A 24,378-nucleotide genomic window follows, 5' to 3' on the forward strand; every position below is an offset into this window, starting at 1 on the left:
TAATTGGTCGACCCTACTCTTTACGATTGTCCTTTTGTTGATAGACATCTTGGCCTATATTCCCTTTGTTCGACTTAGTTTTTTAATAGAAGCTAAGTCAACCCTAAAAATAGGAGAGGGTGATCATCATGCCTAAAAACAACTGGATGATTTCTCATCATAGTCGACGGATTTTGCTGGCCCTAGTATTAATGATCGTGGTCTTGGCCCTCCCAACTTATTTATGGATGAAGAATACTAATGCTGATTTAGCGGCCCAGCACAATTCGCGAATGTCACCAGTCATCATGATTCCTGGCAGTTCAGCCACTAATAACCGCTTTAACCAGTTAGTAGACCTACTAAACAAGCAGACCGACCATAAGCACAGCCTCTTGAAATTGGAGGTAGAAAACAATGGCCAAATTAAGTCATCGGGATGGATTAGTCGGGGCGATAATGAACCAATTATCGTGGTCGGCTTTGAAAACAACCATGATGGTTACCAAAACATTAAGAAACAGACCCGGATGTTTAACCGGGCCTTTGCGGAAATTAGTAGTCGGTATAACTTTAATAACTTTAAAGCCTTTGGGCATTCTAATGGCGGCCTGATCTGGACACGTTGGCTGGAACTCTATTACCATGATTATGCCGATGAGATTCAAATCAAACGTTTAATGACGCTTGGCACTCCGTATAATTTTGCTGAAAAGTCTATTAATCATCCCACCCAGATGTTTAACGACCTTGTTCGGGGACGCAGGCATATCCCGCGAAGCCTGAGTGTCTATTCGGTTGCTGGTACGGAAGATTATGATTCAGATGGCCTGGTTCCAGAGCAAAGTGTCGAAGCTGGTAAATATATTTACCAAAAGCGAGTGGCTCACTATACTTTAATGACGGTGACGGGTAATAGCGCCCAACATTCGGATCTGCCGCAAAATAAACAGATCGTCAACTTAATTGAACACTACCTATTGGATACACCTACTTCCCAGCTGGGGAAAGATGGTAATGGCTTGAATGAAGTTGATAGTCAGCCTTAGCGAACTATCGTTTTGAGCTTGAAACGAGTATACTAAGTAGCAATTAGTGGTTTTAGGGAGATAATTAAGATGAAAAAGCAACAACATTCGCGCGAGTGGCTTCGGTGGACGGTAGTAGTAATCCTTCTTATTGTTTCCGTTTGCTTGATTTTTAATCAACAAATCAAGGAACACCTGGTTAGCACTTATCGGCCGCAAGTTACTCGCCAAACAATCAAACGGGATGCCCGAAAGAAAGCAACCTATAACTTCAGTGATGTTAAGGACTTGAACTTTCAAACGGTTGCTAAGGCCCGGGCGAAGAAGCAGCCGATTAATATCATCGGTGAGATCACCGTGCCTGACATTAAGATGACAATCCCCATTGCCAATGGAGTTAACAATACAACCCTAGCCTTAGCAGCAGGAACGATGCGTCCTGATATGAAAATGGGCCAGGGTAATTATGCTTTGGCTGGTCATAACATGGCTAACGGTAGCAAAATCTTGTTCTCACCTTTGTACTACCATGCGAAGGTCGGGCAGATGATTTACATTACTGACCTGAAGAAAGTTTATGAATACAAGATTTATCAACGCAAGTACATTGCCGCTACCGATGTGCAGGTAACTAATAATACTAAACAGAAGATTATTACCCTGATTACCTGTGATGCTACCGGTGCACGGCGGTTATTGATTCGTGGCCATTACATCAAGACGGAACCATTCAAGCAGGCCCCTCAGCAGGTTCAAAAGAACTTTAGTGATAAATACACGACCGGCAGAGCTTCATAAATACTAAAAAATCCACCAACATTTGCTGGTGGATTTTTGTTATCTTTTGAGTTGTCCCTTGATAATATTAAGCCAATAGGGAAGAGCAACGGCTAAACTTTGGTAGGTATCTTCGAAGCGATGGGTGTACCAAGGATCCGGAATTTCTTGATTTTTCTTACCGGGGACTGGTTCATTAGCTAGGTGGACTTTAGCCACGTCTTTTGCCGGTGCCAATTGCCGAAGCTCATTTAAGTTCATTTGATCCATGCAGATGATATAATCAGCCCACTTAAAGTCGTGATCTGTGATGTGACGAGCAACCAAGCCGTCAGTTGATAGACCGTGTTCATGCATTACCTTTGCAGCACCTGGGTGGGGACCGTTGCCGATTTCTTCATAATTAAGTCCGGCAGAATCAATGTTAATCTGTCCACTAAGCCCAGCATCATTAACCAACTTACGAAATAGTGCTTCAGCCATTGGTGATCGACAAATATTACCGAGACAAACAAATAAGACGTTCACATTTAACACCTCACTTTTCAACTTCAATTCTAGCATAAAATTAGTAAGCTTTTACTAAGACAGAGACGATTCAGTTTTCATGGTAGGGACGGTTTGTTAAAATAGGACCAGTAACGAAAAAGGAGGAAGTCGTAATGATGACCTGGATTATTGTGATTGTTATCCTGGCCGTATTAGTAGCCATCTATGTGGCCCTTTATAATGGACTAGTTCAACTGCGAGTTCATGCTCAAGAATCATGGAGCCAGATTGATGTTCAACTTCAACGAAGGAATGATTTGATTCCTAACCTGGTTTCTACGGTAAAGGGTTACAGTAAGTATGAGGCTTCAACGCTGGAGAAGGTTACCCAACTCCGAACTGCCTTGAATAACGTACCAGATAATGATCGGGCAAAGAAAATGGCGGTTTCTAACGAACTGTCTGGAACGCTGCGGACTTTATTTGCGGTTGCCGAGAATTATCCGGATTTAAAGGCCAGCACTGAATATCAAAATCTGATGGAAGAATTGTCTAATACTGAAAACAAGATTGCTTATTCTCGTCAGCTTTACAACAGTACGGTGGCGGCCTTGAACGCGAGAATTCAAACGTTCCCGAGCAACATTGTGGCTAAGCTTCATCACTTTACGGCAATGGACTACTTGGCAGTACCAAAGGAAGCTAAGGCAGTACCAAAGGTTTCTTTTGACAATTAGGGTGGTCAATGATGCTATACCAACAAATTGCCCGTAATAAGCGCAAGACGATCCTAGTGATGACCGGTTTCTTCTTGCTGGTTGCCTTGATTGGGGCGGCCCTTGGTTATCTCTTTGCTCGTTCGGCCGTTTCAGGAATTATTATTGCTGGAGTCGTTGCGGTGATTTATATGTCAGTGATGATTGGCCAATCGACGGATGTCGTTATGAATATGAACAATGCCCGCGAAATTCATTCGGCAGCAGAAGCACCGGAGCTTTGGCACGTTGTCGAGGATATGGCGATGGTGGCCCAGGTGCCGATGCCCCGGGTATTCATCGTTAATGATCCTAGTCCGAATGCCTTTGCAACCGGCAATAATCCTGAGCATGCCGCCGTGGCCGCCACGACCGGTCTCTTGCAAATCATGAACCGGGAAGAACTTGAGGGAGTGATGGGCCACGAGATGAGTCACGTTCGTAACTATGATATTCGACTGCAAACCATTGCACTAGCTTTATCGGCTGCTATTTCAGCCCTGGTTAACTTTGCCGGTAATTTTTGGTGGTTCGGTGGTGGTAGTCGGGATGATGATGACGATAGCGCCGGTGGTGTTTTAGCAATCTTTGGTTCTATCCTCTTGGTTATTCTGGCTCCCCTGGCGGCAACGATTGCCCAAATGGCTTTGTCACGGAATCGTGAATATCTGGCAGATGCTGGTTCAGTCGAATTAACCCGCAACCCCCATGGCTTGATTTCGGCGTTAGAAAAATTGAAGGGGGCTCAGCCGATGAAAGCGGCCGATCCCAATAGCGCTGGCCTTTACATTAGTGATCCAGCGCTAAATGCTAAACACCGCCGCTTTGCCCACCTGTTTGACACGCACCCACCTTTAGATGACCGGATCAAGCGATTGGAAGAAATGTAACTAAGGTTAAAAATGTCATTCATCGAATCGATGGATGGCATTTTTTACGTATTCGTGTTTCATTTTGATGACACATTGCCCTTTTCATCGCCTTTGGTTTTAGAGAATGCTATAATTAATAAGCTAGACCAAAGTATCAAAAGAAGAGGTAGCTTTTCATGAAAATGAAATTGGCGGAAATTGCGAAGGCAATTAACGCGCAAAACGATATTGAACAGTGGCAAGACGTTGAATTGACGAGCGTTTCTTTTGACAGTCGTCATTTGGAACCTGGCGCATTGTTTGTGCCACTTCAGGGTAGTCAAGATGGTCACCGGTTTGTACCCAGTGCTTTTGCTAATGGAGCTGGGGCAGCATTGTGGGCCAGCGACCACGAAATTGTTGATCACGAACATCCTTTGCTAGTGGTTGATGATCCGTTAAAGGCTTTACAGAAGTTAAGCAAGTATTACCTACATAAAATTAATCCAATTGTAGTTGCCGTTACGGGGAGTAATGGTAAGACGACGACTAAGGATATGATTGCCTCAATCTTGAGCACACAATTGAACGTAACAAAGACCCATGCTAACTTTAACAATGAGATTGGTGTACCGGTTACCTTGCTTAATATGGAGGCTAATACGGAAGCGGTTGTTGTTGAAATGGGAATGGACCGTTTTGGACAGTTAGACTTTCTGAGCAAGTTAGCTTCGCCAGAGATTGCAGTTATTACGATGATTGGGGAGGCTCATATCGAATTCTTTGGTACTCGGGATCGGATTGCCGATGCTAAGATGGAAATTACTCACGGGCTAAGTGATGATGGCACCCTAGTTTATAACGGAGATGAGCCATTACTGAATGAACGGGTAGCCAAGATTAATCAACGGGTTGTTCGCTTTGGCCGTCACCTGGATGATGATCTTTATGCTACTAGTGTCCAAACCGGTGAGCGGTCAATTGAATTTCAGGTTAATGAGTGGCCAGATAAGCAATTTACCATTCCAATGGTTGGTGAATATAACGTCAATAACGCATTAGCTGCAATGGCGGTAGGGCAGTTATTGCATATTACTCCGGATCACATGCAATCCGCCCTAGCAAACGTCGAACTAACGGCTAACCGGGCTGAATGGGTAGCTGGTAAGAATGGTGAACAAATTCTAAGTGATGTTTATAATTCTAACCCGACAGCCGCTAAGCAAGTTTTAAAGACAATTTCTACCATGCCAACTACTGGTCGCCGAATTGCCGTTTTGGGTGATATGCTGGAGCTGGGGAAGGCAGCACCCAAACTGCATGCCAGTTTAGCTAGTCAAATTGACCCAGCAAAGATTCAGGCGGTTTACCTAATCGGTGAGCAAATGGCAGCGTTAAAGAAGCGATTGATTGCGAACGGTTATCCGGCTGCCGCTATTTATTATTACTCGGCTGACCAGTTAGACCAACTAGCTAGTGACCTGCAGGCAACGTTACGAGGTGAAGACCTAGTTTTGTTAAAAGCTAGTCATGGGATTCACCTTGAACGGGTACTGGATGCAATTAAAAAGTAATTATGACTTATGGAGCGCGGGGGCTGTGACATTGGTTGCAGTCCCGCGCATGTTTTAGGAGGAAAAATTTTTGAAATTTAATGAATTAGGCTTATCTACAAGCCTGTTAAAGGCCATCAAGCGGAGCGGCTATGAAGAGGCCACGCCTATCCAGGAACAGACGATCCCGATGGTCTTAAAGGGTCAAGACGTAATTGGCCAGGCTCAGACCGGGACCGGGAAAACTGCTGCGTTCGGTTTACCAATTATTGAACACGTTGATACCAAAGATCCTGACATTCAGGCGGTTGTGATTTCGCCAACTCGTGAGCTGGCCATCCAGACCCAGGAAGAACTATACCGCCTTGGTCGTGATAAACGCGTTCGGGTCCAGGTAGTTTATGGTGGGGCCGATATTCGCCGTCAAATTAGGAACTTGAAACAGCATCCTCAGATTTTAGTCGGGACCCCGGGTCGGTTGCGTGATCACTTGCGTCGACACACGGTTAAGTTAGCAAATATCAAAACCCTGGTACTCGATGAAGCCGATGATATGTTGAATATGGGCTTTCTGGAGGATATCGAAGCCATTGTCAATCAAACGCCCAAGGATCGGCAGACATTGCTTTTCTCTGCCACGATGCCACCAGAGATCAAAAAGATTGGGGTTCGATTCATGACCAACCCGAAGATGGTGCGAATTAAGGCCAAGGAACTGACCACTGATCTTGTTGACCAGTACTATGTTCGGGCGAAGGACTATGAAAAGTTCGACATTATGACTCGACTGATTGATGTGCAGGACCCTGCTCTGACGATTGTCTTTGGTCGGACCAAGCGACGGGTTGATGAATTGTCCAAAGGGCTAGTTGCCCGTGGTTACAATGCGGCTGGCATTCATGGTGATCTCAGCCAGGAACAACGGACCAAGGTCATGCGCCGGTTCAAGAACGGTCAACTTGATATTCTGGTGGCAACCGATGTAGCTGCTCGGGGACTCGACATTTCCGGGGTAACTCACGTTTATAACTACGATATTCCATCGGATCCAGATTCCTACGTCCACCGCATTGGCCGGACGGGACGTGCTGGACACCACGGTGTGTCATTAACCTTTGTCACTCCGAACGAAATGGATTACTTACACGAAATTGAAAAGTTGACCCGGGTACGGATGCTACCACTGAAGCCGCCAACGGCTGAGGAAGCCTTTAAGGGTCAGGTGGCGACGGCCTTCAATGATATTGATGACTTGGTTGCTCAGAATTCGACCGATCGTTATAAGGACGCTGCTGCTAAACTGCTCGAAACGCACAATGCGGTTGACCTGGTGGCCGCCTTATTAAACAATATGACTAAGGAAGCCGCCAGTGAAGTACCGGTCAAGATTACGCCGGAACGACCATTGCCACGTCGTAATCGTCATCATCGTCGAGGCAATTATCACGACGGTCATAACCATTATCGTCGTCATGATAATCATGGCCGTCGTCGTCACGGTTACCATGCCAATAATGGTCATCGTTCAGATAATCACGGTAATAGCCATTCTAGTCGTCACGCCTTCAACATTCGACACCGGAAAGAAGACTAGTCACTTTAAAATAAATTTGCAGTATTTGCCACAACTCAGGCAAATACTGCTTTTTGTTTAAATTAAAAAGTGCTCACGGTGATTAATCTCATCGTGAGCACTAGGTAAACTAATGTAGTTTTTGATCCTTAAAGTTTTGCAGATTCCTTGATGTTGGGTTGAGGTTCATCCATTGTTTGGATAAGAACTGGTCATTCATCCGGTAGCGTGGTTGAGCTTGCTTTGTCGAGATGAATTGATTAGTTGCCCGGTCAAATTTAACCCAACCGGCCCAACCAATATGGATGGTATCTTCCATGAAGGCTGGTTTATCACCATCGTGTGAGAGGTCCAGAACGTGGTTAAAACCTTGTTCATGTAGCTGGAACTTAATCTTAGCGACGGTTCGATAGTACATTTTCATGTTTAAGCCAGTGAACTTTTCCCATTTAGCATTGACCGGAGGAATAACAAAGAGGACGTTCGAATTAGTATTCTTAAACTGGTTCAGGACCACCTGAAGGTCACCATATTCTGGTGAAGCGGTGTAAGAGAACTTAGCCTGAGAACCAGCCAATTTTCCTATTTGTGGCTTAACTTGCCGGTTATAGAAGGCGTTTCGAATATGGAAACGATTATTATTGGAATCAGCCTTACCAATTTGTTCGGCTTGAGTATACAACTTTTGATAGTCATACTTCTTCGGTAGGTGGTTAATATTTGGCAAAATATGCTTTTCGTAATTCCTGTTGATCTGGAACTCAGAGAAGAGAGCATCCTCATGGGCTAAGAGGTTGATTCGGGTATTGATCACCGTTCGATCCCAAGAACTCAACGGTTGACCAGCGGCAATTTTACGAGCCCCAGCGCCGACGGTTCCATCACTACCAATCAAGCTTAGCAAACGCTTAGCTACGTAACGGTCATATGGTGACTTAGGATTAGCGTGACGGAGCCAAGTCAAGTTAGCATAAGAACCGTTATAGTACTTAAAGGCTGGTGCCATAATTCCCTGTTTGGTAAACCATTGTGGCGAAATGATATAAACAGCCTTTTGGTCTGTCATTGAATTCTCCATTGAATTGATGTTGAAGAATTGTGGCAAGGACTGGGTTCCCCGCGAACCAAAGAGAAATGGTGTGTAGTTATGATAACGTGCAGCCATTACCGATGGGTGGAAGCGATCCATCCGGCGGAGTTCACTTGAGCCAAAGAAGGGAACAAAGTTAACCCGCTTGTCGTTTAAAGCCTGCTTTTTCAAAGATTGGTTTTTGAAAACAACGGGGCTCAGTGAAACCGCGGCCCGCTTTTCTGTGGTAGTTGAATGGTTTCCACTAATCGGTAGGGAGAAGAGAATTAAGATCAGGACAAAAGCAAGAATTACTGGGCCAAAGATTGACCACAGCCGCTTGCTGTTATGCATTTTGTAACTCCTTTACCCGTTGTTCAATCTTTTCAACCGTGTTCCATTGACTACGGTCGAATTCAGAAACTGGTACTTGAATACCAAAGGCGTCTTGTAAACCAAGGAGCAGAGAAACGGTGGCCATGGAATCCAATAGGCCAGAAGCAAACAGATCTTGGCTTGCGTCACTAAAGTCTGAGGCGTCACGGCCAGTTGCGTCAGCTAAAATGTTAATAATCTTTTCTTGCATAATAAATTCCTCCTAATTTATTTTCAGTTATTTGCTTAAAAGATAGGTGTTTAAAAAACCACTGAAAATTAAAAATGTAAACATAACAAAGTTAAAGGTGATGAAAATGGCAATTCCCGTGGTGAGCTTATTATGGGGAAGACGCTTGAGATGCTTGCGCTTGTAGCGGAGCCACCAGTCATCGGTGACTAGGGCCAATCCGTGAATAAACCCATAGAGAATGTAGTACCAGGTAATCCCGTGCCAAAAGCCCATCAAGACCATGTTTAGCATGTAGGCTGTTGATGAAAGAGCATTCCGGTTCTTGAACCAGTGCTTCTTGGTAGCCATGAAGACGAACCGCATGAAGATGTAGTCACGGAACCAGAAGGACAGACTGATATGCCAGCGATTCCAGAAATCCTTAATGTTCTTAGACTTAAACGGTTGCTTGAAGTTCATTGGCGTTCGGACACCCATAAAGTATGAGATGGCGACCGCGAAGAGTGAGTAACCAGCAAAGTCGAAGAAGAGGTAGAACCCGTATGAGTACATTACCCCAAGCATGCTCCAAGAAAGCATTGATGGTTGGGCCAGTGCCATTTTTTCAAACATCGGATAGATTCGTTGGCCAAAGAAGTAGCCGATCACGAACTTGTACAAGAAGCCTAGGAAGAGGTAAAAGATTCCCTTGTTGACGAGGTTCAAGTAGTCCGCTCGGCTCGGTGTTTTGGCATAATCCTTAGAAAAACGACGGTAGCGGTCAATTGGCCCGGACGTCAGGGTCGGCATGAAAACCATGAAACGGATGAACTTCCATGCTGAGATGTCCTTCACCATTCCATCACGAGTTTCGATGATGGTTCCCGCAGCCCGAAAGGTCAGGTAAGAAATCCCTAAGAAGCCTAACAATGAATTGTGGCCAACCATTGCGGGAGTCAATTTAACGATTACCAGGGGCGCAATTGATAACGCGACAAGGAGGTAAAAGACTCCGCTAGCGTTGTTGTGCTGTCGGTAATGATGATAAAACATTACCAAGCAAGTTTCCCAGATGATGTAAACAATCAAAGAGATTCCCTGCTGCCAACTGGAGCCATCAAACATCAGAAAAATGAAAATGAAACTAATCAGTGCTTCATACCAGCTAAGTCGTTTGCCAAAATAAAGACCGATTCCAAGAGGCAGAATGGCTAAAATTAGGTAAAAGAAGTAGACCGGCGTGCCATAAGCACTGAAATTCGGTAGACTAGCAATCCAATTGATCATTACTTATTGGCCTCGCTAATCAGTTGCTTGATAGCAATCTTACCATTGGCCGACATTGGAAAACTCTCGCGGTAAATGAATTGAGTTGGCATCATGTACGGCATAATCAGACCCTTCAAGCTTTCACGAATCTGCTTAGTCAATGCATTAGAATCATCTGGTTGTTGTTTAGGAATCACATCGGCGATTAAGTGGGTAACCTTGCCATCACGATTGTACTTTGGAACGGCGACAGCCTGTTTAATGAGGGGACTCTTTTCTAGACTAGCCCGGACCTCGTCAAGTTCGATTCGAAAGCCGTGTAACTTAATTTGAAAATCCATTCGGCCTTTGTGGTGGAGTAAACCATCAGCATCAAGAATCCCAGCATCACCGGTCCGATAAGCTCGTTGGCCATTTAAGGTGAAGAAAGCCTTGGCAGTCTTGGTCGGGTTGTTCATGTAACCCTGGGCGACACTATCACCGCAGATGATGATTTCACCCTGCTTGCCTGGTTCCTTAATTTCCTGCTGGCCATTCCAGATTGAGAGTTGAATTCCTGGTTTAGTATAACCAACGGGTAACCGGTCATCGTTAGCAACCATTTCTGGGGTGATTTTGACACCGGAAATAGCCACCGTGGTTTCAGTTGGCCCGTATGTGTTGAAGATCTTAGCGTGTGGAAAACGCTGTTGGAGGTTGCGGGCGGTCTTAACCGTTAACTCTTCACCGCAGAACAAGAAGAATTTCAGCCCGCTCATTTGTTTTTCATTGAAGGCGGGGCTCAGCATCAACATTTCCGCAAGAGAAGGAGTACCAACAAAGACATTAAGATCAAACTTGGGAAGGGCAGTAAAGAGCTGCCCGAAGTTTTCTACAACGCTATGTGGGACGGCTTTAATCGTACTTCCACTTAAGAGTGCTGGCCACCAGTACATATTTGATAGGTCAAAAGAATACGGCGGCTGGCCAAGATAGTTAACATGGTGTGGGAGCTTGAAGTCATCACCCAGCATCCAATCAATAAAGGTGCGTAGGTTATCATGGCTAACCTCAACACCCTTTGGTGAACCGGTAGTTCCAGAAGTAAAGAGTACGTAGGCAAGGTCATCACCACTGACCATCTTGGTAGGCGTGAACGATTGTGGCTTAGCTAAGATCTTAGTCAACTGGTCCCTTGAGATGAGCTCGGCGGTTGTCTTAACTTTACTCATCGGGAAATCATCGATTGCGATAATTAATCCCGGATTGGCGGTGTCAAGAATCGACTGAATTCGAGGCAAGGCCGAACCGGTCGAAACCGGAATATAAGGATGGTTAGTCTTAAGGGCAGCCAGAAAACTGACCAACATTTGAACTTGGTGATCCCCAAAGACCATCACTGGTTCTTGAGTGGCCAAGTTCTGCTTAGCTAACCAGGCCGCTAGGGTATTAGCGGCAGCTTGCAATTCACCGTAAGTAGTGGTAGTTCCCATCTCATCATAGGCAACCCGGGTGGCATTTTTATTTGCACACTCGTCAAACGATGTCACAATATTTTTGGTCATAATTTTCCTCCATATAAACTAGAATTCATTATAGATAAACGGTTCCTGACCGGCACCAAAGTATCCATACAAGTAAATTAGTAGGAGAATTACGACAAAGTAAAACACTGTTTTCAGGGCAAAGCTAAACACTGGATGTTGCTGTGTTAATTTTGTCATGCATTCATCCTCTCCTCTCTTAAAAAGCGCCAGAAAATTACTGGTATCGCCTGTTAGAATAACATTTTCCCTAAAAAAGCAATTAAAAGTCTGAAAAACTTTACCAAAATTTCACAATTATCGGGGAAACAATGCTAACGCACTCATTATAGCCATTTTGTCTCTTAATGAAACAAAAAGCTGTTAAATTTATATAGAAAAAATTGCGTCAACGATGTATTTTGATCTATGCTTATGTTTCGTATAAGGAGGCGGAATGACAAAATGATTAAGGGCATTGGAATTGATTTAACAGAGATCGATCGGGTTAAGAACTTGGCAACTGAACATCCTCATTTTATTTCTCGGCTATTGACTACAGCAGAGTTAAACCAATATCATCGGTTTAGTGGTCAACGAGCTGCAGAATACCTGGCGGGACGGTGGTCGCTTAAGGAATCCTTCAGCAAGGCCTGGGGGACGGGAATTGGTGCTCAAGTTGGTTTCCGGGATATTGAAATTATCGATAATCGACTAGGCGCTCCAGTAGTTACCCAATCGCCATTTGATGGAATAGTACATGCCTCGGTTAGTCATACCGCTACTCTGGTAATGACGGAAATTATATTGGAAAGTGTGAATAAAAATGATTAGTGGTCGTTTACGGAAAACGGAATATGTCGTTGATTTGGGAGCATTGAAGCATAATATTCAAGCTCAGCGTGCTGCGTTGCCTGCGGGCAGTAAAATTTTAGCGGTGGTGAAGGCTAATGCTTATGGTCATGGCCTCGTTCCGGTTGCTCAGGCCGCTTTGGCCGCCGGCGCTACTGGAACCTGTGTTGCTGTTTTGGAAGAAGCCCTAGAACTGCGTGATAATGGTATTGACGCTTTGACCCTGGTATTAGGTATTACCCCGGTTGAATATGCGCACATTGCAGCCACGGCGGGTGTATCTTTGACGGTTGGTTCCCTGGATTGGTTGCAGGAGTATCATCGCTTAGCACAGGTTAATCACTGGACCGAACCATTGCGGGTCCATTTAGGTGTCGATACCGGGATGGGCCGGATTGGCTTTACTGATATTGATCAGTTTAAGCAAGCGGTTGACCTGCTAAAGTATCCCGAATTTAAGTTTGAGGGGATGTTTACTCATTTAGCTACTGCTGATAGTACTGATACGACCTACTTCAATAAGCAGGTCCACCGTTGGCAGAAGTTTGTTGATAGCCTTGACCAATTACCGCCATACGTGCACATGGCTAATTCAGCGATCGGAATGTGGCACCGGAAGCAGATTACGGCTAATACAGTTCGGATGGGGATCTCAATGTATGGTTACAACCCATCTGGTGATGCAATCAAAGAAACGTTAGACCTGCAACCGATTGGGACCCTAAAGACAGCTATCTGCTTTGTTAAAAAACTGAAGGCTGGTGAGTCGGTAAGTTACGGAGCCACCTATACTGCTAAACATGATGAATGGCTGGCAACACTACCGATCGGGTATGCCGATGGGTATTCGCGTTCGCTGACTGGCTTTAAGGTTATAGTTGATGGCCAATTTTGCCCCATTGCTGGTCGGGTTTGCATGGACCAAATGATGATCCGGCTACCGAAATATTATCCAGTTGACACGCCGGTAATTTTAATGGGGAAGTCCGGTCAATTGAAATTGACGCCAACCGATCTTGCTAAAAAGGTCGGGACGATTAACTACGAAATCTTAACCGGAATCAGTCACCGTGTTCACCGTGTCTACCGAAACTAGGAGTAGTTTTCGATGATTAACCATGTTCGTCGGGGTGAAATTTATTACGCCAACCTATCGCCAGTTACTGGCTCTGAACAAGGAGGTGTGCGACCAGTAGTTATTTTGCAAAATGATTGTGGTAACCGTCATAGCCCGACTGTAATTGTTGCTGCTATTACTACTCAGCAGCAAAAGTCTGCCTTGCCAACCCATGTTTTCCTACCTAAAACTGAAACCGGGTTAGCTCATGATTCAGTCGCCCTTCTTGAACAGGTCCGAACTCTTGATAAACACCGCCTTCAGAATCGGCTAACGGCCCTTCAGCCTGCTAGAATGCGCCAGATTGACCAGGCCGCGGCGATTAGCCTAGGATTAATTTAGTTTCGGCGATTGACAAGGATAGGTAAAGCTTGTATGATTAAGCCAATTGAAATGAGTCCTTTAATGTAGCCCCGTGAGACTGCAAAAGACGTTCGAATAGAAATAAGAACTACACACATGCGTGTACTTTTGAAAAGCCTTAGGGGACGAGTTGGACCCTAAGGCTTTTTGCTTTCAAATAAGGAGGAAAATCGATTTGAAAGACCAACAGCATGCACGTATTTTTAGTATTCCGATGAAGGCACGAAAGACCACTCGTTGGGATATGTTTGCTACCTGGGTCGGGGCTAACGCCAACAACGGAACGTGGTTTGTCGGTGGTGTCCTTGCTGCCTGTGGCTTTGCCTTAGCGATGAAGGCCCTGGTGCTTTCATCTGCCTTATCCTATGTTTTCTTAAGCCTGATTGGTTATATTGGTTACAAGACCGGTGTTTCAACAATGGGAATTAGTCGGGCTTCTTTTGGGGAGCGGGGAAGTTACCTGCCATCGTTAGTCAACATTACCCAATTCATTGGCTGGACGGCTGCCAACACCTTCATCGCCGCCCAGTCGGTCAGCTTGCTCTTCCATGATTTGCTTGGCTGGCCAGTTTGGGGGCACCATGGTGGTTACCGTGGTCTGGTTGTTGGGATCTTAATTATGAGTATCCTTCATATTATCAGTGTTTCTAGTGGTTCCCGGTCGGTCCAAATGATTGAGCGGATCGGAATTGTCCTGGTCTTTATCTTTGTGATTTGGGAATCAGTAGCCGTCTTTCGAACCGTTTCGCTTAACCAGATTGTGCAATGGCAAGTGCCGGCTCACGCTAAGATGGCAACTGGGGCGGCAATTGATTATGTGGCAGCCTTTAACCTGGCGTGGGTAACTGCCGGTGCCGACTTTACCCGATTTACCGCCAATCGGCGCAATGCTACCTACACCCCGTTTTTTGGTGCCTTGTTGGGAGTCGTTTGGTTTGCCTTTATTGGCTTAATTTCCACCATTAGTATTGCTGTTTCAACTGGTGTTTATGATGCCAATAACTCTGACCCATCAACAATTGCCACTAAGTTGGGCCTGGGTGTTGTAGCCTTGCTGGTCATCATCTTAACTTCGATGACGGCAAACGCGGTGAATCTGCTGGCTGCAGGATCGGCGCTGTCTAACATCTTTACCAAGCTGCGTCTTAAATATTCACTCTGGATTGTGGTCCTGCTGGCAACGATTGTGACCTTTATTCCAATGTTTGTCGGCAGTTTCTTGACGACGTTCGAATCCTTCCTTGATTATGTTGGCATGGTTCTGGGCCCAACAATCGCCATTATCTGTACCGATTTCTATTGCCGTGCTCATCAGAATTATGACATCAGTGAGTTAGGCAAGGTTAATGGTAAATATTGGTACAACGGTGGTATTAATTGGATGGCGATGATAACATTTGTGGTAGGGGTTGCCTTCTTTGTTGGTGTTCACCAATTACCGTTATTTGCCAACACAATAGGAGCAACCTTTATCGACATGGTGTTAAGCGGATTGCTCTACTACGGTTTAATGAAGCTTGCGGATCGAAAGGAAGCCTAAGAAATGTTAATTAAGAATGTCCATATTGATAACCATGAAAAGACGTCTGATGTGCGCATCGTTAATGGTAAATTTAAGGAAATTGGCCAGGATTTAACACCGGTTGCTAACGAACAGGTGATTGATGGCCAGGGTAACATCCTGTTGCCACCATTTGTTGATTCCCATGTTCACCTTGATGCTACCCTGACGGCGGGTCAACCAGAATGGAACGAAAGTGGAACGCTCTTTGATGGAATTCGGATCTGGAGTGAACGGAAGCAGGATCTCACCAAGGAAGACGTTAAGAAGCGTGCTCGCAAGACGATTGAAAACATGGTTGGTCATGGAATCCAACACATTCGGAGTCACGTTGACGTTACCGATCCGCACCTGATTGCCGCTCAAGCCTTACTTGAACTGCGAGAAGAGTTGAAGGATCAAGTTGATCTGCAATTAGTGGCCTTCCCACAAGAAGGGATCCTCTCTTATCCTCATGGTCGAGAATTGATGGAACAGGCAGTTAAAGAAGGCCTAGACGTGGTCGGCGGCATTCCTCACTTTGAATTTACGACCGAATATGGTTGGCAATCCGTACACTTCTTGATGGCTCTGGCGGATAAGTATGACCGGTTAGTTGATGTTCACTGTGATGAAATCGATGATCCAGCTTCCCGTAACCTTGAAGTGCTGGCAACCGAGGCCTATGAACGGGGGATGAAGGACCGGGTTACTGCCAGCCATACCACGGCGATGGGTTCGTATAACAACGCTTATACATACAAACTCTTCCGTCTATTGAAGATGAGCCAGATTAACTTTGTTTCGAACCCTCTGGTCAATGTGCACTTGGGTGGGCGATTTGATACCTACCCGAAGCGACGGGGAGTTACCCGGATTAAGGAGTTAACTAAAGCCGGCATTAACGTTTCCTTCGGTGAAGATGACATTCAGGATCCTTGGAATCCGCTAGGCAATGGTAATATGCTCGATGCCGTTACGATGGGAGTCTACATTGCTCATTTGATGGGCTATCACCAACTGCAAGATGCCTTTAAGTATGTTACCTATAACGGTGCCAAGACAATGCACATTAGTGACCAGTACGGAATCGAAGTCGGTAAGCCAGCCAACTGCATTATCTTAAATGCTCATGATTTCTATAATGCCCTCAATAAGCACGTCGAAGTTCTTTATAATATTCGCCATGGTAAGATCTTAGCGGAAACAAAACCAGCGGAAACTAAAATCAACTTAAAATAAGGAAATAAGTTAAATAATGCCCGTCAAATCAGTTGCTAATTACTGATCTGACGGGCATTTTGAGTTATTTTTTAAGAAAATCTTGGCTTTATTAAGGATTGATATAAAACCGCTGAAATGTGTCATTATAAAATAAACATTTGCTAAAATATAATCAGCAAGAAAATTTTATTTAAAAGCACGGGTACTATTACCCCCCCATGACTGGCTGATAAATAAAAGTAACTGATGCTACTTTCTAATTTATTTCGACCACAGGAGGAAAATCAGATGGTATCAAAAAAGAACATTAAATTATTAGAAAAGAAGATGCAACCTCGCAAGCAACGGTTCGGCCTGCGCAAACTTAGCTTTGGCCTGGTGTCCGTGTTACTTGGTTTACTCTTCATCGCTGGTGGACAATCTGCCTCTGCTGATGAAGCAGTAACAAATGAACCGACACCAGCCCAGATGGTTGCTGAAACAAGTAATGTTGAAATTGATAATGCTGAAAACAGTAATGTTGTTAGTAAAAGTACTAATAATGAAGCAGTAATTAATCCAGATGAATTAACATCGGTTACTAACGTTACAAGCAGTACTTCATCAGCAAATGATGGCCCTAATATTGGGGCGGTGACACCAACAGAGTCTGCTGAACCAGCGAGTGTATCACCAGTAACACCAAGTGAAACCGTTAGTAATACCGTTCCGGTAGAATCAAATGACTCGAATGTTGCAAGTCCTGCAGCTAGTGATGGCTTAGTTGCTAGCAGCAACGCCGAAAACATGAATGCTAGTTCTAACGTAATGAGTATGGGCACCGCTGACTCTGCTAGTGACTCTACTATCTCACAGGCACCGGCTAGTGCTAGTACTGCTCCAGCACCGTTGATTAATACAGCAGACAAAATTTCCACGGATGCAGTTCTTAAGGACAAGTATGGGATCGACGTTAACCACCTTAATGCCAAGAGTGTATTACTATTAGCGTCCCTGTTTCATATTTTTGCTAACGAAGCCAACCTGGGCGCCGACGTTAATGGTAACATCGCGGTTGGTATTCTGAATGCCAACGTTGATTTTGGTACACGAGGAGACTCAATTAACCTAACTAATGGTGACGTTTACTACATTCAACAATTAACAGCAGCTCTGCAAAGTGGTTCTTTCCGAAATAATCAGTTTAACCACGTGATTTTCGGTAAGGATGTTAATGTCGAGGTCATTGATGGAAAAGTTTACATTAATGGTCGTCACATGAATAACTTAAAAGCGGAAGACGTCTTTAAAGACAGTGATGGTGGCAGTTACATTGACTTTCCGGCAGTCTTTAGCCGTTTGATCAGTGCTTCTAATTTCTACACTGCTCAGGAGGAATCCAAGGGCCTGATTAAGAATTTTACCGACATGAATAATCGTTATGTGGATGTTTCCAATGCTCAACCGGTGAATAACGTGATTTACATCAATCTTCCGGCAGAATTATTGGATGCACCACAGCCAATTAAGCTTTACGGCCTTTCTAGTCGGACAGATGGGCCAATGATTGTGATCAACGTTATCGGTAGTGATGGTGTCGTGGTTAATGTTGGTACGCAGATCCTACTTCATTACGATGACAATAAAAATCCGTTAGCCAATAGTGAAAGTCATGCAATGCCTAACCACGTTTTATGGAATTTTGGCACGGGGCAACTGATAATTAATGTACACAGTGGCCGCTTCATGGGCAGCATCTTAGCACCGAATGCAACAATTAATGCCCATGTCAACATTGACGGAAATATTGTTGCCAACATAGTAAATGTTAAAGGTGGGGAAACCCATCGTTGGGATATTCATCCGGTTGGCCCACCGTCTTTCATAGAAGAACCAGAACAACCAACAGATCCACAACCGACTGACCCGCAGCCAACAGATCCACAGCCGACCGACCCACAACCAACGGATCCGCAGCCGACTGACCCGCAGCCAACAGATCCACAACCAACGGACCCGCAACCAACGGATCCACAGCCGACCGACCCGCAGCCAACAGATCCACAGCCGACCGATCCGCAACCGACGGACCCGCAGCCAACAGATCCACAACCAACGGACCCGCAGCCGACTGATCCGCAGCCGACTGATCCACAACCGACTGATCCGCAACCGACCGACCCACAACCGACTGATCCGCAACCTACCGATCCGCAGCCGACCGATCCACAGCCAACAGACCCACAACCAACTGACCCGCAGCCGACCGATCCACAACCGACTGACCCGCAACCAACGGACCCGCAACCAACAGACCCGCAACCGACTGATCCACAGCCGACTGATCCACAGCCGACCGATCCGCAACCAACGGATCCACAGCCGACTGACCCGCAACCGACTGACCCACAACCAACGGACCCGCAACCAACGGATCCACAGCCGACCGACCCACAGCCGACGGATCCGCAACCGACCGACCCACAACCAACGGATCCACAACCGACCGATCCGCAACCAATTCAACCGAGCGTTGAAATGGAAGATGCCGCAGCGGGGCCAGTTCAACCAACTGCACCAGTAGTACCAGAGGTGGATGCGGTGACGCCAATCGTAGGACAGCAAACTTCGTCAACGGTTATCGCCACTTCAGTTGGTCAACCAGGCGTTGGACAAGGATCTGGTAGTCAAGACCAAGCTACAACACTTCCACAAACCGGCGCAGACCATCAACAGCTAGCTTTAGCAGGCCTTATCCTGGCAATTACGGCCCAACTGATTACTTTGGGTGTCCTGTCAAATAAGAAAAAGAAGCAAAAATAGCAAATAAAAAACCAGTTGGTCAGCAGTCACTTTCAAATGACTGCCAGGCCAACTGGCTTTTACTTTTGTCGTTATTAATATCGTTGGTGAAGGTCTTCAATTTCGGGAACCTCAAAGCCCTTCTTATTTAGTCGCCGTACCACCTTTTCCATTTTTCCTTTAGAGACGTCTGCTGGTAAGGTAAAGAGGATTTGCTTAACGGATGAGTGTTGAGGATCAAAGGAAAGGACGTTAACGATTTGACAGTAGCGGGTAATTTCCTTAGTGGCGTTCATTAACGCACCCCGTTCATCAGGTGCCACGACGGTTAGAACATAGCTTCCATTGTTAACGTTCCAGCCTTCCGCTAACACTCGTAACAAGCTATTGTGAGTTAGAATACCGTAAAACTGGTTATTTTCGTCTAGGACAGCAATGTAGGGGAGGTCGCGAATGGCAAAGAAAACGGAAAAGAAAGCAGAATTAATTGAAACAAATTTGGTGGCGTTTTTTAAAAGCGCAGTGACGGGAAGATTCATATCACCGTTTCGTGACTTGTGGCGATAAATGTGCATCTTGTAAATATTGCCACGGAAAATTTTACCGGACTGGTCAAGAACCGGAACACAACGATAACCGGTATTTTCGAGTACGGTCAAAGCTTCAGCCAAGGTGGCGGTTTCTGGGAGAGTAGTTAAGTTAGCCTTCTTTTTAATGAGTGAACTAAAAATCATGATGAACTTCCTTTGCTTCGTTATCTTAAATGCACTAATCATCATACCACAATTTAGCACTAGTTATTAGAAATAAATGAGAACAAATTAAGAATTGCTCAGTTGGTAAGGTAATTATTTTTGTTTCAAAATTAGCTAGGGTATAATATGAGGTAGAATATTGGTGCTGGACGGGATATCTTTCCGTGCGGCCTTTTTGCATTTAAGAACGTGGAGGATTGATACTGATGAAGATGATTGTTGGCCTAGGAAATATTGGAACCCGTTATGATGGGACCCGTCATAATACTGGCTTTATGGTGGTTGATCAACTGGCGCGTGATTATCACCTGGGAGCCTTTACCCACCTTAAGCAAGAAGCAGTAGCGGTCACGGGAGTAATCAATGGTACAAAGGTCATGCTGGTGAAACCTACGACCTTCATGAATGACTCTGGTCGTGCTGTCGGACCACTAATGGATTATTACAAGCTTGAACTGCCAGACTTAGTGATTGTTAATGATGATCTTGATATGCCGGTCGGTCAAATTCGTCTCAAAACCCATGGCGCTTCGGGTGGCCACAATGGTTTGAAGAGCATTATTAATGCCTTGGGAACTAAGCAGTTCAACCGGGTCAAGCTAGGAATTGATCATCCCAAGCATGGAACCGTAGTTGGTCACGTTCTTGGCAAATTTACTGATGAAGAGCGACCAAAGTTTGATGACGCAGTCGAACAAGCCGAACATGCATTAGAAGATTGGCTGCGGGGAGAAAACTTTGCCCAGCTAATGAATGATTACAACTAATTTTGTAAATAAAATAATTGGAAGGGGTGAATGAAGCGAGTTGAAGTTAACGGATTTTATTGAAAAAACCGCTGCTTACCAAAAGATTGAAAAAGCTTTAGGGCCAAAGAAGCATGTGTTAGTAACCGGAATTGCTGGTTCAGCGCGAACGTTGCTGTTAGCGGCATTAGAAGAGCAAAAGTCACGACCAATTTTGGCGGTGACGGATAACGTTACCCATTTACAAGAGTTAGCCGATGACCTTAACAACTTGTTACCAGAAGAGCAGGTATATCAGTTCCCGGTAGAGGAAGTTCTAGCAGCAGAAGTGGCAACGAGTTCACCCAATTATCGATTGCAGCGGGTTCAGGCCTTGAATGCGTTGGAACATCAATCTAATGCAATTGTGGTTACCTCAGCAGCGGGTCTACGACGTAATATTGTTTCTCCAGAGTTTTTTAAACGGGCAACGCTCAAGATCGCTGTTGGTGGTGAGTTGGATCCCCAAACGGCACGCAACCAACTCAGCGCGATGGGTTACCAACTCCAGAAGATGGTTCTTCGTCCCGGCGACTTTGCTATTCGCGGCTCGATTATTGATATTTATGCCTTAAATACTGATAACCCGGTACGAGTCGACCTTTTTGATACCGAGGTAGACTCTTTGCGCTACTTTGATGCCAGCACTCAGAAGAGTATTAATAATGTTCAAAAGGTTGAAATCCTGCCGGCGACGGACTTCATTTTGCCACCCAAGGAATTCCCACGAGTAGAGAAGGCAGTAACGACTGAATATCATCAGTTACAAGGACAATTAAATGCTGATGACCAGGACATCAAAGAGCAGGTCAGCAACCGTTTTGTCCCGTTGATAACGGCGCTTAAGCAACATCACTTGCCAAATGAACTTCTGGAATTCGGTGACCTGGTTTATCCAGATGCACATTCACTCCTTGATTACCTGCCAGATAACGGGACGGTTTACCTGGATGATTTTAGTCGAATTAAACAAGCGGCAATCCAGATGCAGGCGGAAGATCATGGTTGGCTTGAGGACAAGGTAAAATATCGTCAAATGACAACTGTGCCCCAACTAAGTAACGACCTTGATAAATTGATTCATGCTGATGAACACCCACAGTTATTTAGTGCTCTTTTTAAGAAGGGAATGGGTAACCTGCGTTTCAACCAGTTAGTTGAGCTGACGGCCCGACCGATGCAAAGATTCTTTGGTCAGATGCCACTGCTAAAGTCTGAATTGCAACGCTGGGTTGAACAAGGCGAGTCGGTCATTTTAATGGCTAATTCCAAGATTCGCCGACAGCAGATTGCACGCACGCTTCGTGAGTTTGACGTTCAGGTGGTCGAAACCCAGCCGGATGATTTGCAACCTCACTTGGTCCAATTGGTGGCTGCTAACTTAAATGACGGCTTTGAGCTACCGGCTGGGGGCTTGGTAGTAGTCACGGAAGGTGAGATGTTCAAGCAGGTTACCAAAAAGCGTCACCGTCCTCAGAAATTGGCTAATGCCGAACGGCTGAAAAGTTATACTGACTTGAAGCCCGGTGACTACGTGGTTCATGTTAATCACGGGATTGGCATCTTTAGTGGGATTCGAACAATGGAAGTTGACGGAGTCCATCAGGATTACATGGTGATTAATTACCGTGATAACGCTCAGATCTTTGTACCAGTTACCCAATTGAACCTGGTGCAAAAGTATGTTTCATCAGAATCGAAAACCCCACGGTTGAATAAACTAGGCGGTAATGAATGGGCCAAGACGAAACGTCGAGTAGCCTCCAAGGTTGAAGACATTGCCGATGAACTGGTAGACCTTTATTCCAAACGAGAAACGGCGAAGGGATTTGCCTTTCCACACGATGATTACTTACAAAAGCAGTTTGATGCCAATTTTCCTTATACCGAAACCCGGGACCAGTTACGTAGTATCAAGGAAGTTAAGAAAGATATGGAAAGACCACGACCAATGGACCGTCTTCTGGTTGGGGATGTTGGTTATGGTAAAACCGAAGTCGCAATGCGGGCGATCTTTAAAGCGGTCGCCGGTGGCAAACAAGTTGCTTTCTTGGTACCAACCACGGTTCTGGCTCAGCAACATTATGACACTTTGACCAAGCGTTTTGCTGGCTTCCCGGTGACGATTGCTCTGATGTCACGCTTTAGGACTACCAAGCAGCTAAAGGCAACTGATAAGGGCTTAGCCGATGGAACGGTCGATATCGTAGTCGGCACTCACCGAATTTTATCCAAGGATGTTCGTTTTAAAGACCTTGGCCTAGTAATTGTTGATGAAGAACAGCGCTTTGGTGTCAAGCATAAGGAACGTCTGAAGGAATTGAAGAACAATGTGGATGTTTTGACTCTGACGGCCACACCAATTCCACGGACTCTCCATATGTCAATGCTTGGGGTACGTGACCTCTCCGTCCTGGAGACACCGCCAGCCGGCCGCTTTCCTATCCAGACCTATGTAATGGAGCAAAATGAAGGGGCCATTCGGGACGGAATTATGCGTGAGATGCAGCGCGGCGGCCAGGTTTACTACTTACATAACCGGGTCAGTGATATTGAAGAAACGGTTGCCAAACTAAAAGAGTTGGTTCCTGAAGCGACGATCGGTTATATTGATGGTCAGATGAATGAAAATGAGCTGGAAACGGTGCTTTATGAATTTATTCAGGGCAATTATGATGTCCTGGTTACTACCTCGATTATTGAAACCGGGGTTGATATTCCAAACGTAAATACGCTCTTTGTGGAGAATGCCGATCGAATGGGTTTGGCACAGCTCTACCAGATCCGAGGGCGAATTGGCCGGTCTAACCGGGTTGCCTATGCTTACTTTATGTATCAACCAAATAAGGTTCTGACCGAACTTGGTGAAAAACGTTTAGCAGCCATTCGAGACTTTACTGAATTAGGCTCTGGCTTTAAGATTGCAATGCGGGACCTGGCTATTCGGGGGGCCGGAAACCTCTTAGGTAAGCAACAACATGGTTTCATTAATTCCGTTGGTTATGACCTCTATTCGGCCATGCTTTCAGATGCGGTGGCCAAGAAGCAGGGTAAGAAAGCCCAGAATACGTCTGATGCCGAAGTTGAACTCGGGGTTGAAGCCTATTTACCGGATAGCTATATTGATGATCAAAAGCAAAAAATTGAGCTTTACAAGTCCATCCGTCAGGCCCGTGATGATAATGAGCTGTTAGACTTGCAGGGCGACCTAATTGACCGTTTTGGTGATTATCCAACCGCGGTTGGTAACCTATTATTGATTAGCAAGCTGAAACACCATGCTGACCTGGCTTTAATTAAGCAGATTAAGCGTCAGCAGGATAATATTATGGTAACCTTCAGCTTGCAAGGTAGTCACCTGGTGAAGGCACCGTTGATTATTAAACAATTGGCTAAGACCAAGTTTAAGGCGACTTTAGGAGAGCAGGATCAGTTGTTAACCGTCCGTTTGGTGATTCAACCTCAGATGTCGACAGCTGATTGGCTGAACCAGTTGTTAAAATTTATAGTTGGTCTCAGCGAGGAGATTCAAGCTGATCACCAAGCGGCTTAATTTATTAAATTTGGAG

At 45.3% G+C, this 24,378-nt stretch carries 21 protein-coding genes; 14 read left to right on the forward strand and 7 right to left on the reverse strand.

Annotated elements, in window-relative coordinates:
- Window positions 1-128: 128 nt before the first annotated feature.
- Together ACEYV4_RS03100 and ACEYV4_RS03105 are read left to right on the forward strand one after the other, a co-directional pair.
- Window positions 129-1,028, forward strand: coding sequence for an alpha/beta hydrolase (locus ACEYV4_RS03100; protein WP_373841976.1), 900 nt, complete (start codon window positions 129-131; stop codon window positions 1,026-1,028).
- Between the two features lie 69 nt (window positions 1,029-1,097).
- Window positions 1,098-1,805, forward strand: coding sequence for a class A sortase (locus ACEYV4_RS03105; protein WP_373841977.1), 708 nt, complete (start codon window positions 1,098-1,100; stop codon window positions 1,803-1,805).
- 39 nt (window positions 1,806-1,844) lie between these two features.
- On the opposite strand, the gene ACEYV4_RS03110 is transcribed toward ACEYV4_RS03105, so the two are convergent.
- On the reverse strand, window positions 1,845-2,312 hold the full coding sequence (locus ACEYV4_RS03110) for a low molecular weight protein-tyrosine-phosphatase (RefSeq protein WP_373841978.1): 468 nt from the start codon (window positions 2,310-2,312) through the stop codon (window positions 1,845-1,847).
- A gap of 137 nt (window positions 2,313-2,449) precedes the next feature.
- Between ACEYV4_RS03110 and ACEYV4_RS03115 the strand changes: the two genes are divergently transcribed.
- From ACEYV4_RS03115 to ACEYV4_RS03130, 4 genes are all read left to right on the forward strand, one after another.
- The gene (locus ACEYV4_RS03115; protein WP_373842005.1) at window positions 2,450-3,010 is read left to right on the forward strand and encodes a LemA family protein; all 561 of its coding nucleotides are present in this window, start codon (window positions 2,450-2,452) and stop codon (window positions 3,008-3,010) included.
- An 11-nt stretch (window positions 3,011-3,021) separates the two neighbouring features.
- Window positions 3,022-3,918 (forward strand): zinc metalloprotease HtpX, encoded by an 897-nt coding sequence (gene htpX, locus ACEYV4_RS03120; RefSeq protein ID WP_373841979.1) that lies wholly within the window; start codon window positions 3,022-3,024, stop codon window positions 3,916-3,918.
- 158 nt (window positions 3,919-4,076) lie between these two features.
- Window positions 4,077-5,453 carry a UDP-N-acetylmuramoyl-tripeptide--D-alanyl-D-alanine ligase gene (murF, locus tag ACEYV4_RS03125; protein ID WP_373841980.1) on the forward strand — a complete coding sequence of 459 codons (1,377 nt, stop codon included), beginning with the start codon at window positions 4,077-4,079 and terminating at the stop codon, window positions 5,451-5,453.
- A 70-nt stretch (window positions 5,454-5,523) separates the two neighbouring features.
- Window positions 5,524-7,026 (forward strand): DEAD/DEAH box helicase, encoded by a 1,503-nt coding sequence (locus ACEYV4_RS03130; RefSeq protein ID WP_373841981.1) that lies wholly within the window; start codon window positions 5,524-5,526, stop codon window positions 7,024-7,026.
- A gap of 109 nt (window positions 7,027-7,135) precedes the next feature.
- Here ACEYV4_RS03130 and dltD read toward each other — a convergent pair whose 3' ends face one another.
- From dltD to ACEYV4_RS03155, 5 genes are read right to left on the reverse strand one after another with little or no spacing between them, the layout of a single operon-like run.
- A complete protein-coding gene (dltD, locus tag ACEYV4_RS03135; protein WP_373841982.1) occupies window positions 7,136-8,428 on the reverse strand; it encodes a D-alanyl-lipoteichoic acid biosynthesis protein DltD in 1,293 nt (430 codons plus the stop codon).
- Complete coding sequence (dltC, locus tag ACEYV4_RS03140; RefSeq protein WP_373841983.1) at window positions 8,421-8,660, reverse strand: D-alanine--poly(phosphoribitol) ligase subunit DltC; 240 nt, start codon at window positions 8,658-8,660, stop codon at window positions 8,421-8,423. Before dltC ends, dltD begins: the two co-directional genes overlap by 8 nt.
- Window positions 8,661-8,687: 27 nt before the next feature.
- On the reverse strand, window positions 8,688-9,908 hold the full coding sequence (gene dltB / locus ACEYV4_RS03145) for a D-alanyl-lipoteichoic acid biosynthesis protein DltB (protein ID WP_373841984.1): 1,221 nt from the start codon (window positions 9,906-9,908) through the stop codon (window positions 8,688-8,690).
- Window positions 9,908-11,434: a D-alanine--poly(phosphoribitol) ligase subunit DltA gene (gene dltA / locus ACEYV4_RS03150; protein ID WP_373841985.1), complete on the reverse strand. Its 1,527-nt coding sequence runs from the start codon at window positions 11,432-11,434 to the stop codon at window positions 9,908-9,910. The genes dltB and dltA overlap by 1 nt, the downstream gene beginning before the upstream one ends.
- An 18-nt stretch (window positions 11,435-11,452) precedes the next feature.
- A complete protein-coding gene (locus tag ACEYV4_RS03155; RefSeq protein WP_373841986.1) occupies window positions 11,453-11,593 on the reverse strand; it encodes a teichoic acid D-Ala incorporation-associated protein DltX in 141 nt (46 codons plus the stop codon).
- 264 nt (window positions 11,594-11,857) lie between these two features.
- Between ACEYV4_RS03155 and acpS the strand changes: the two genes are divergently transcribed.
- The 6 genes from acpS to ACEYV4_RS03185 all read left to right on the forward strand — a co-directional run bounded on the left by acpS (window position 11,858) and on the right by ACEYV4_RS03185 (window position 19,290).
- Window positions 11,858-12,226, forward strand: coding sequence for a holo-ACP synthase (gene acpS, locus ACEYV4_RS03160; RefSeq protein WP_373841987.1), 369 nt, complete (start codon window positions 11,858-11,860; stop codon window positions 12,224-12,226).
- Complete coding sequence (gene alr / locus ACEYV4_RS03165) at window positions 12,219-13,340, forward strand: alanine racemase (RefSeq protein ID WP_373841988.1); 1,122 nt, start codon at window positions 12,219-12,221, stop codon at window positions 13,338-13,340. The genes acpS and alr overlap by 8 nt, the downstream gene beginning before the upstream one ends.
- Window positions 13,341-13,352: 12 nt before the next feature.
- Entirely contained in the window at window positions 13,353-13,703 is a 351-nt protein-coding gene (locus tag ACEYV4_RS03170; RefSeq protein ID WP_373841989.1) for a type II toxin-antitoxin system PemK/MazF family toxin, read from the forward strand.
- A 235-nt stretch (window positions 13,704-13,938) separates the two neighbouring features.
- On the forward strand, window positions 13,939-15,264 hold the full coding sequence (locus ACEYV4_RS03175; RefSeq protein ID WP_373842006.1) for a cytosine permease: 1,326 nt from the start codon (window positions 13,939-13,941) through the stop codon (window positions 15,262-15,264).
- 3 nt (window positions 15,265-15,267) lie between these two features.
- A complete protein-coding gene (gene codA / locus ACEYV4_RS03180; RefSeq protein ID WP_373841990.1) occupies window positions 15,268-16,506 on the forward strand; it encodes a cytosine deaminase in 1,239 nt (412 codons plus the stop codon).
- 270 nt (window positions 16,507-16,776) lie between these two features.
- Window positions 16,777-19,290: a collagen-binding domain-containing protein gene (locus ACEYV4_RS03185; protein ID WP_373841991.1), complete on the forward strand. Its 2,514-nt coding sequence runs from the start codon at window positions 16,777-16,779 to the stop codon at window positions 19,288-19,290.
- 74 nt (window positions 19,291-19,364) lie between these two features.
- Here the strand turns inward: ACEYV4_RS03185 and cbpA are convergent, their stop codons facing one another.
- Entirely contained in the window at window positions 19,365-20,003 is a 639-nt protein-coding gene (cbpA, locus tag ACEYV4_RS03190; RefSeq protein ID WP_373841992.1) for a cyclic di-AMP binding protein CbpA, read from the reverse strand.
- A gap of 227 nt (window positions 20,004-20,230) precedes the next feature.
- On the opposite strand from cbpA, the gene pth reads away from it, so the two are divergent.
- Window positions 20,231-20,791: an aminoacyl-tRNA hydrolase gene (gene pth / locus ACEYV4_RS03195; protein ID WP_373841993.1), complete on the forward strand. Its 561-nt coding sequence runs from the start codon at window positions 20,231-20,233 to the stop codon at window positions 20,789-20,791.
- 40 nt (window positions 20,792-20,831) lie between these two features.
- Window positions 20,832-24,362: a transcription-repair coupling factor gene (mfd, locus tag ACEYV4_RS03200; protein WP_373841994.1), complete on the forward strand. Its 3,531-nt coding sequence runs from the start codon at window positions 20,832-20,834 to the stop codon at window positions 24,360-24,362.
- Window positions 24,363-24,378 lie beyond the last annotated feature (16 nt).

This window comes from Limosilactobacillus sp., assembly GCF_041859915.1.
In the GTDB taxonomy this organism is placed as follows: Bacteria; Bacillota; Bacilli; order Lactobacillales; family Lactobacillaceae; genus Limosilactobacillus.

Excerpts from the sequence above, each read along its gene's own strand:
- ACEYV4_RS03100 (WP_373841976.1), top strand. The coding sequence starts at position 129 with ATGCCTAAAAACAACTGGATGATTTCTCATCATAGTCGACGGATTTTG.
- ACEYV4_RS03105 (WP_373841977.1), top strand. The coding sequence starts at position 1,098 with ATGAAAAAGCAACAACATTCGCGCGAGTGGCTTCGGTGGACGGTAGTA.
- ACEYV4_RS03115 (WP_373842005.1), top strand. The coding sequence starts at position 2,450 with ATGACCTGGATTATTGTGATTGTTATCCTGGCCGTATTAGTAGCCATC.
- htpX (WP_373841979.1), top strand. The coding sequence starts at position 3,022 with ATGCTATACCAACAAATTGCCCGTAATAAGCGCAAGACGATCCTAGTG.
- murF (WP_373841980.1), top strand. The coding sequence starts at position 4,077 with ATGAAAATGAAATTGGCGGAAATTGCGAAGGCAATTAACGCGCAAAAC.
- dltD (WP_373841982.1), bottom strand. The coding sequence starts at position 8,428 with ATGCATAACAGCAAGCGGCTGTGGTCAATCTTTGGCCCAGTAATTCTT.
- dltC (WP_373841983.1), bottom strand. The coding sequence starts at position 8,660 with ATGCAAGAAAAGATTATTAACATTTTAGCTGACGCAACTGGCCGTGAC.
- dltB (WP_373841984.1), bottom strand. The coding sequence starts at position 9,908 with ATGATCAATTGGATTGCTAGTCTACCGAATTTCAGTGCTTATGGCACG.
- dltA (WP_373841985.1), bottom strand. The coding sequence starts at position 11,434 with ATGACCAAAAATATTGTGACATCGTTTGACGAGTGTGCAAATAAAAAT.
- ACEYV4_RS03155 (WP_373841986.1), bottom strand. The coding sequence starts at position 11,593 with ATGACAAAATTAACACAGCAACATCCAGTGTTTAGCTTTGCCCTGAAA.
- acpS (WP_373841987.1), top strand. The coding sequence starts at position 11,858 with ATGATTAAGGGCATTGGAATTGATTTAACAGAGATCGATCGGGTTAAG.
- alr (WP_373841988.1), top strand. The coding sequence starts at position 12,219 with ATGATTAGTGGTCGTTTACGGAAAACGGAATATGTCGTTGATTTGGGA.
- ACEYV4_RS03170 (WP_373841989.1), top strand. The coding sequence starts at position 13,353 with ATGATTAACCATGTTCGTCGGGGTGAAATTTATTACGCCAACCTATCG.
- ACEYV4_RS03175 (WP_373842006.1), top strand. The coding sequence starts at position 13,939 with ATGAAGGCACGAAAGACCACTCGTTGGGATATGTTTGCTACCTGGGTC.
- codA (WP_373841990.1), top strand. The coding sequence starts at position 15,268 with ATGTTAATTAAGAATGTCCATATTGATAACCATGAAAAGACGTCTGAT.
- ACEYV4_RS03185 (WP_373841991.1), top strand. The coding sequence starts at position 16,777 with ATGGTATCAAAAAAGAACATTAAATTATTAGAAAAGAAGATGCAACCT.
- cbpA (WP_373841992.1), bottom strand. The coding sequence starts at position 20,003 with ATGATTTTTAGTTCACTCATTAAAAAGAAGGCTAACTTAACTACTCTC.
- pth (WP_373841993.1), top strand. The coding sequence starts at position 20,231 with ATGAAGATGATTGTTGGCCTAGGAAATATTGGAACCCGTTATGATGGG.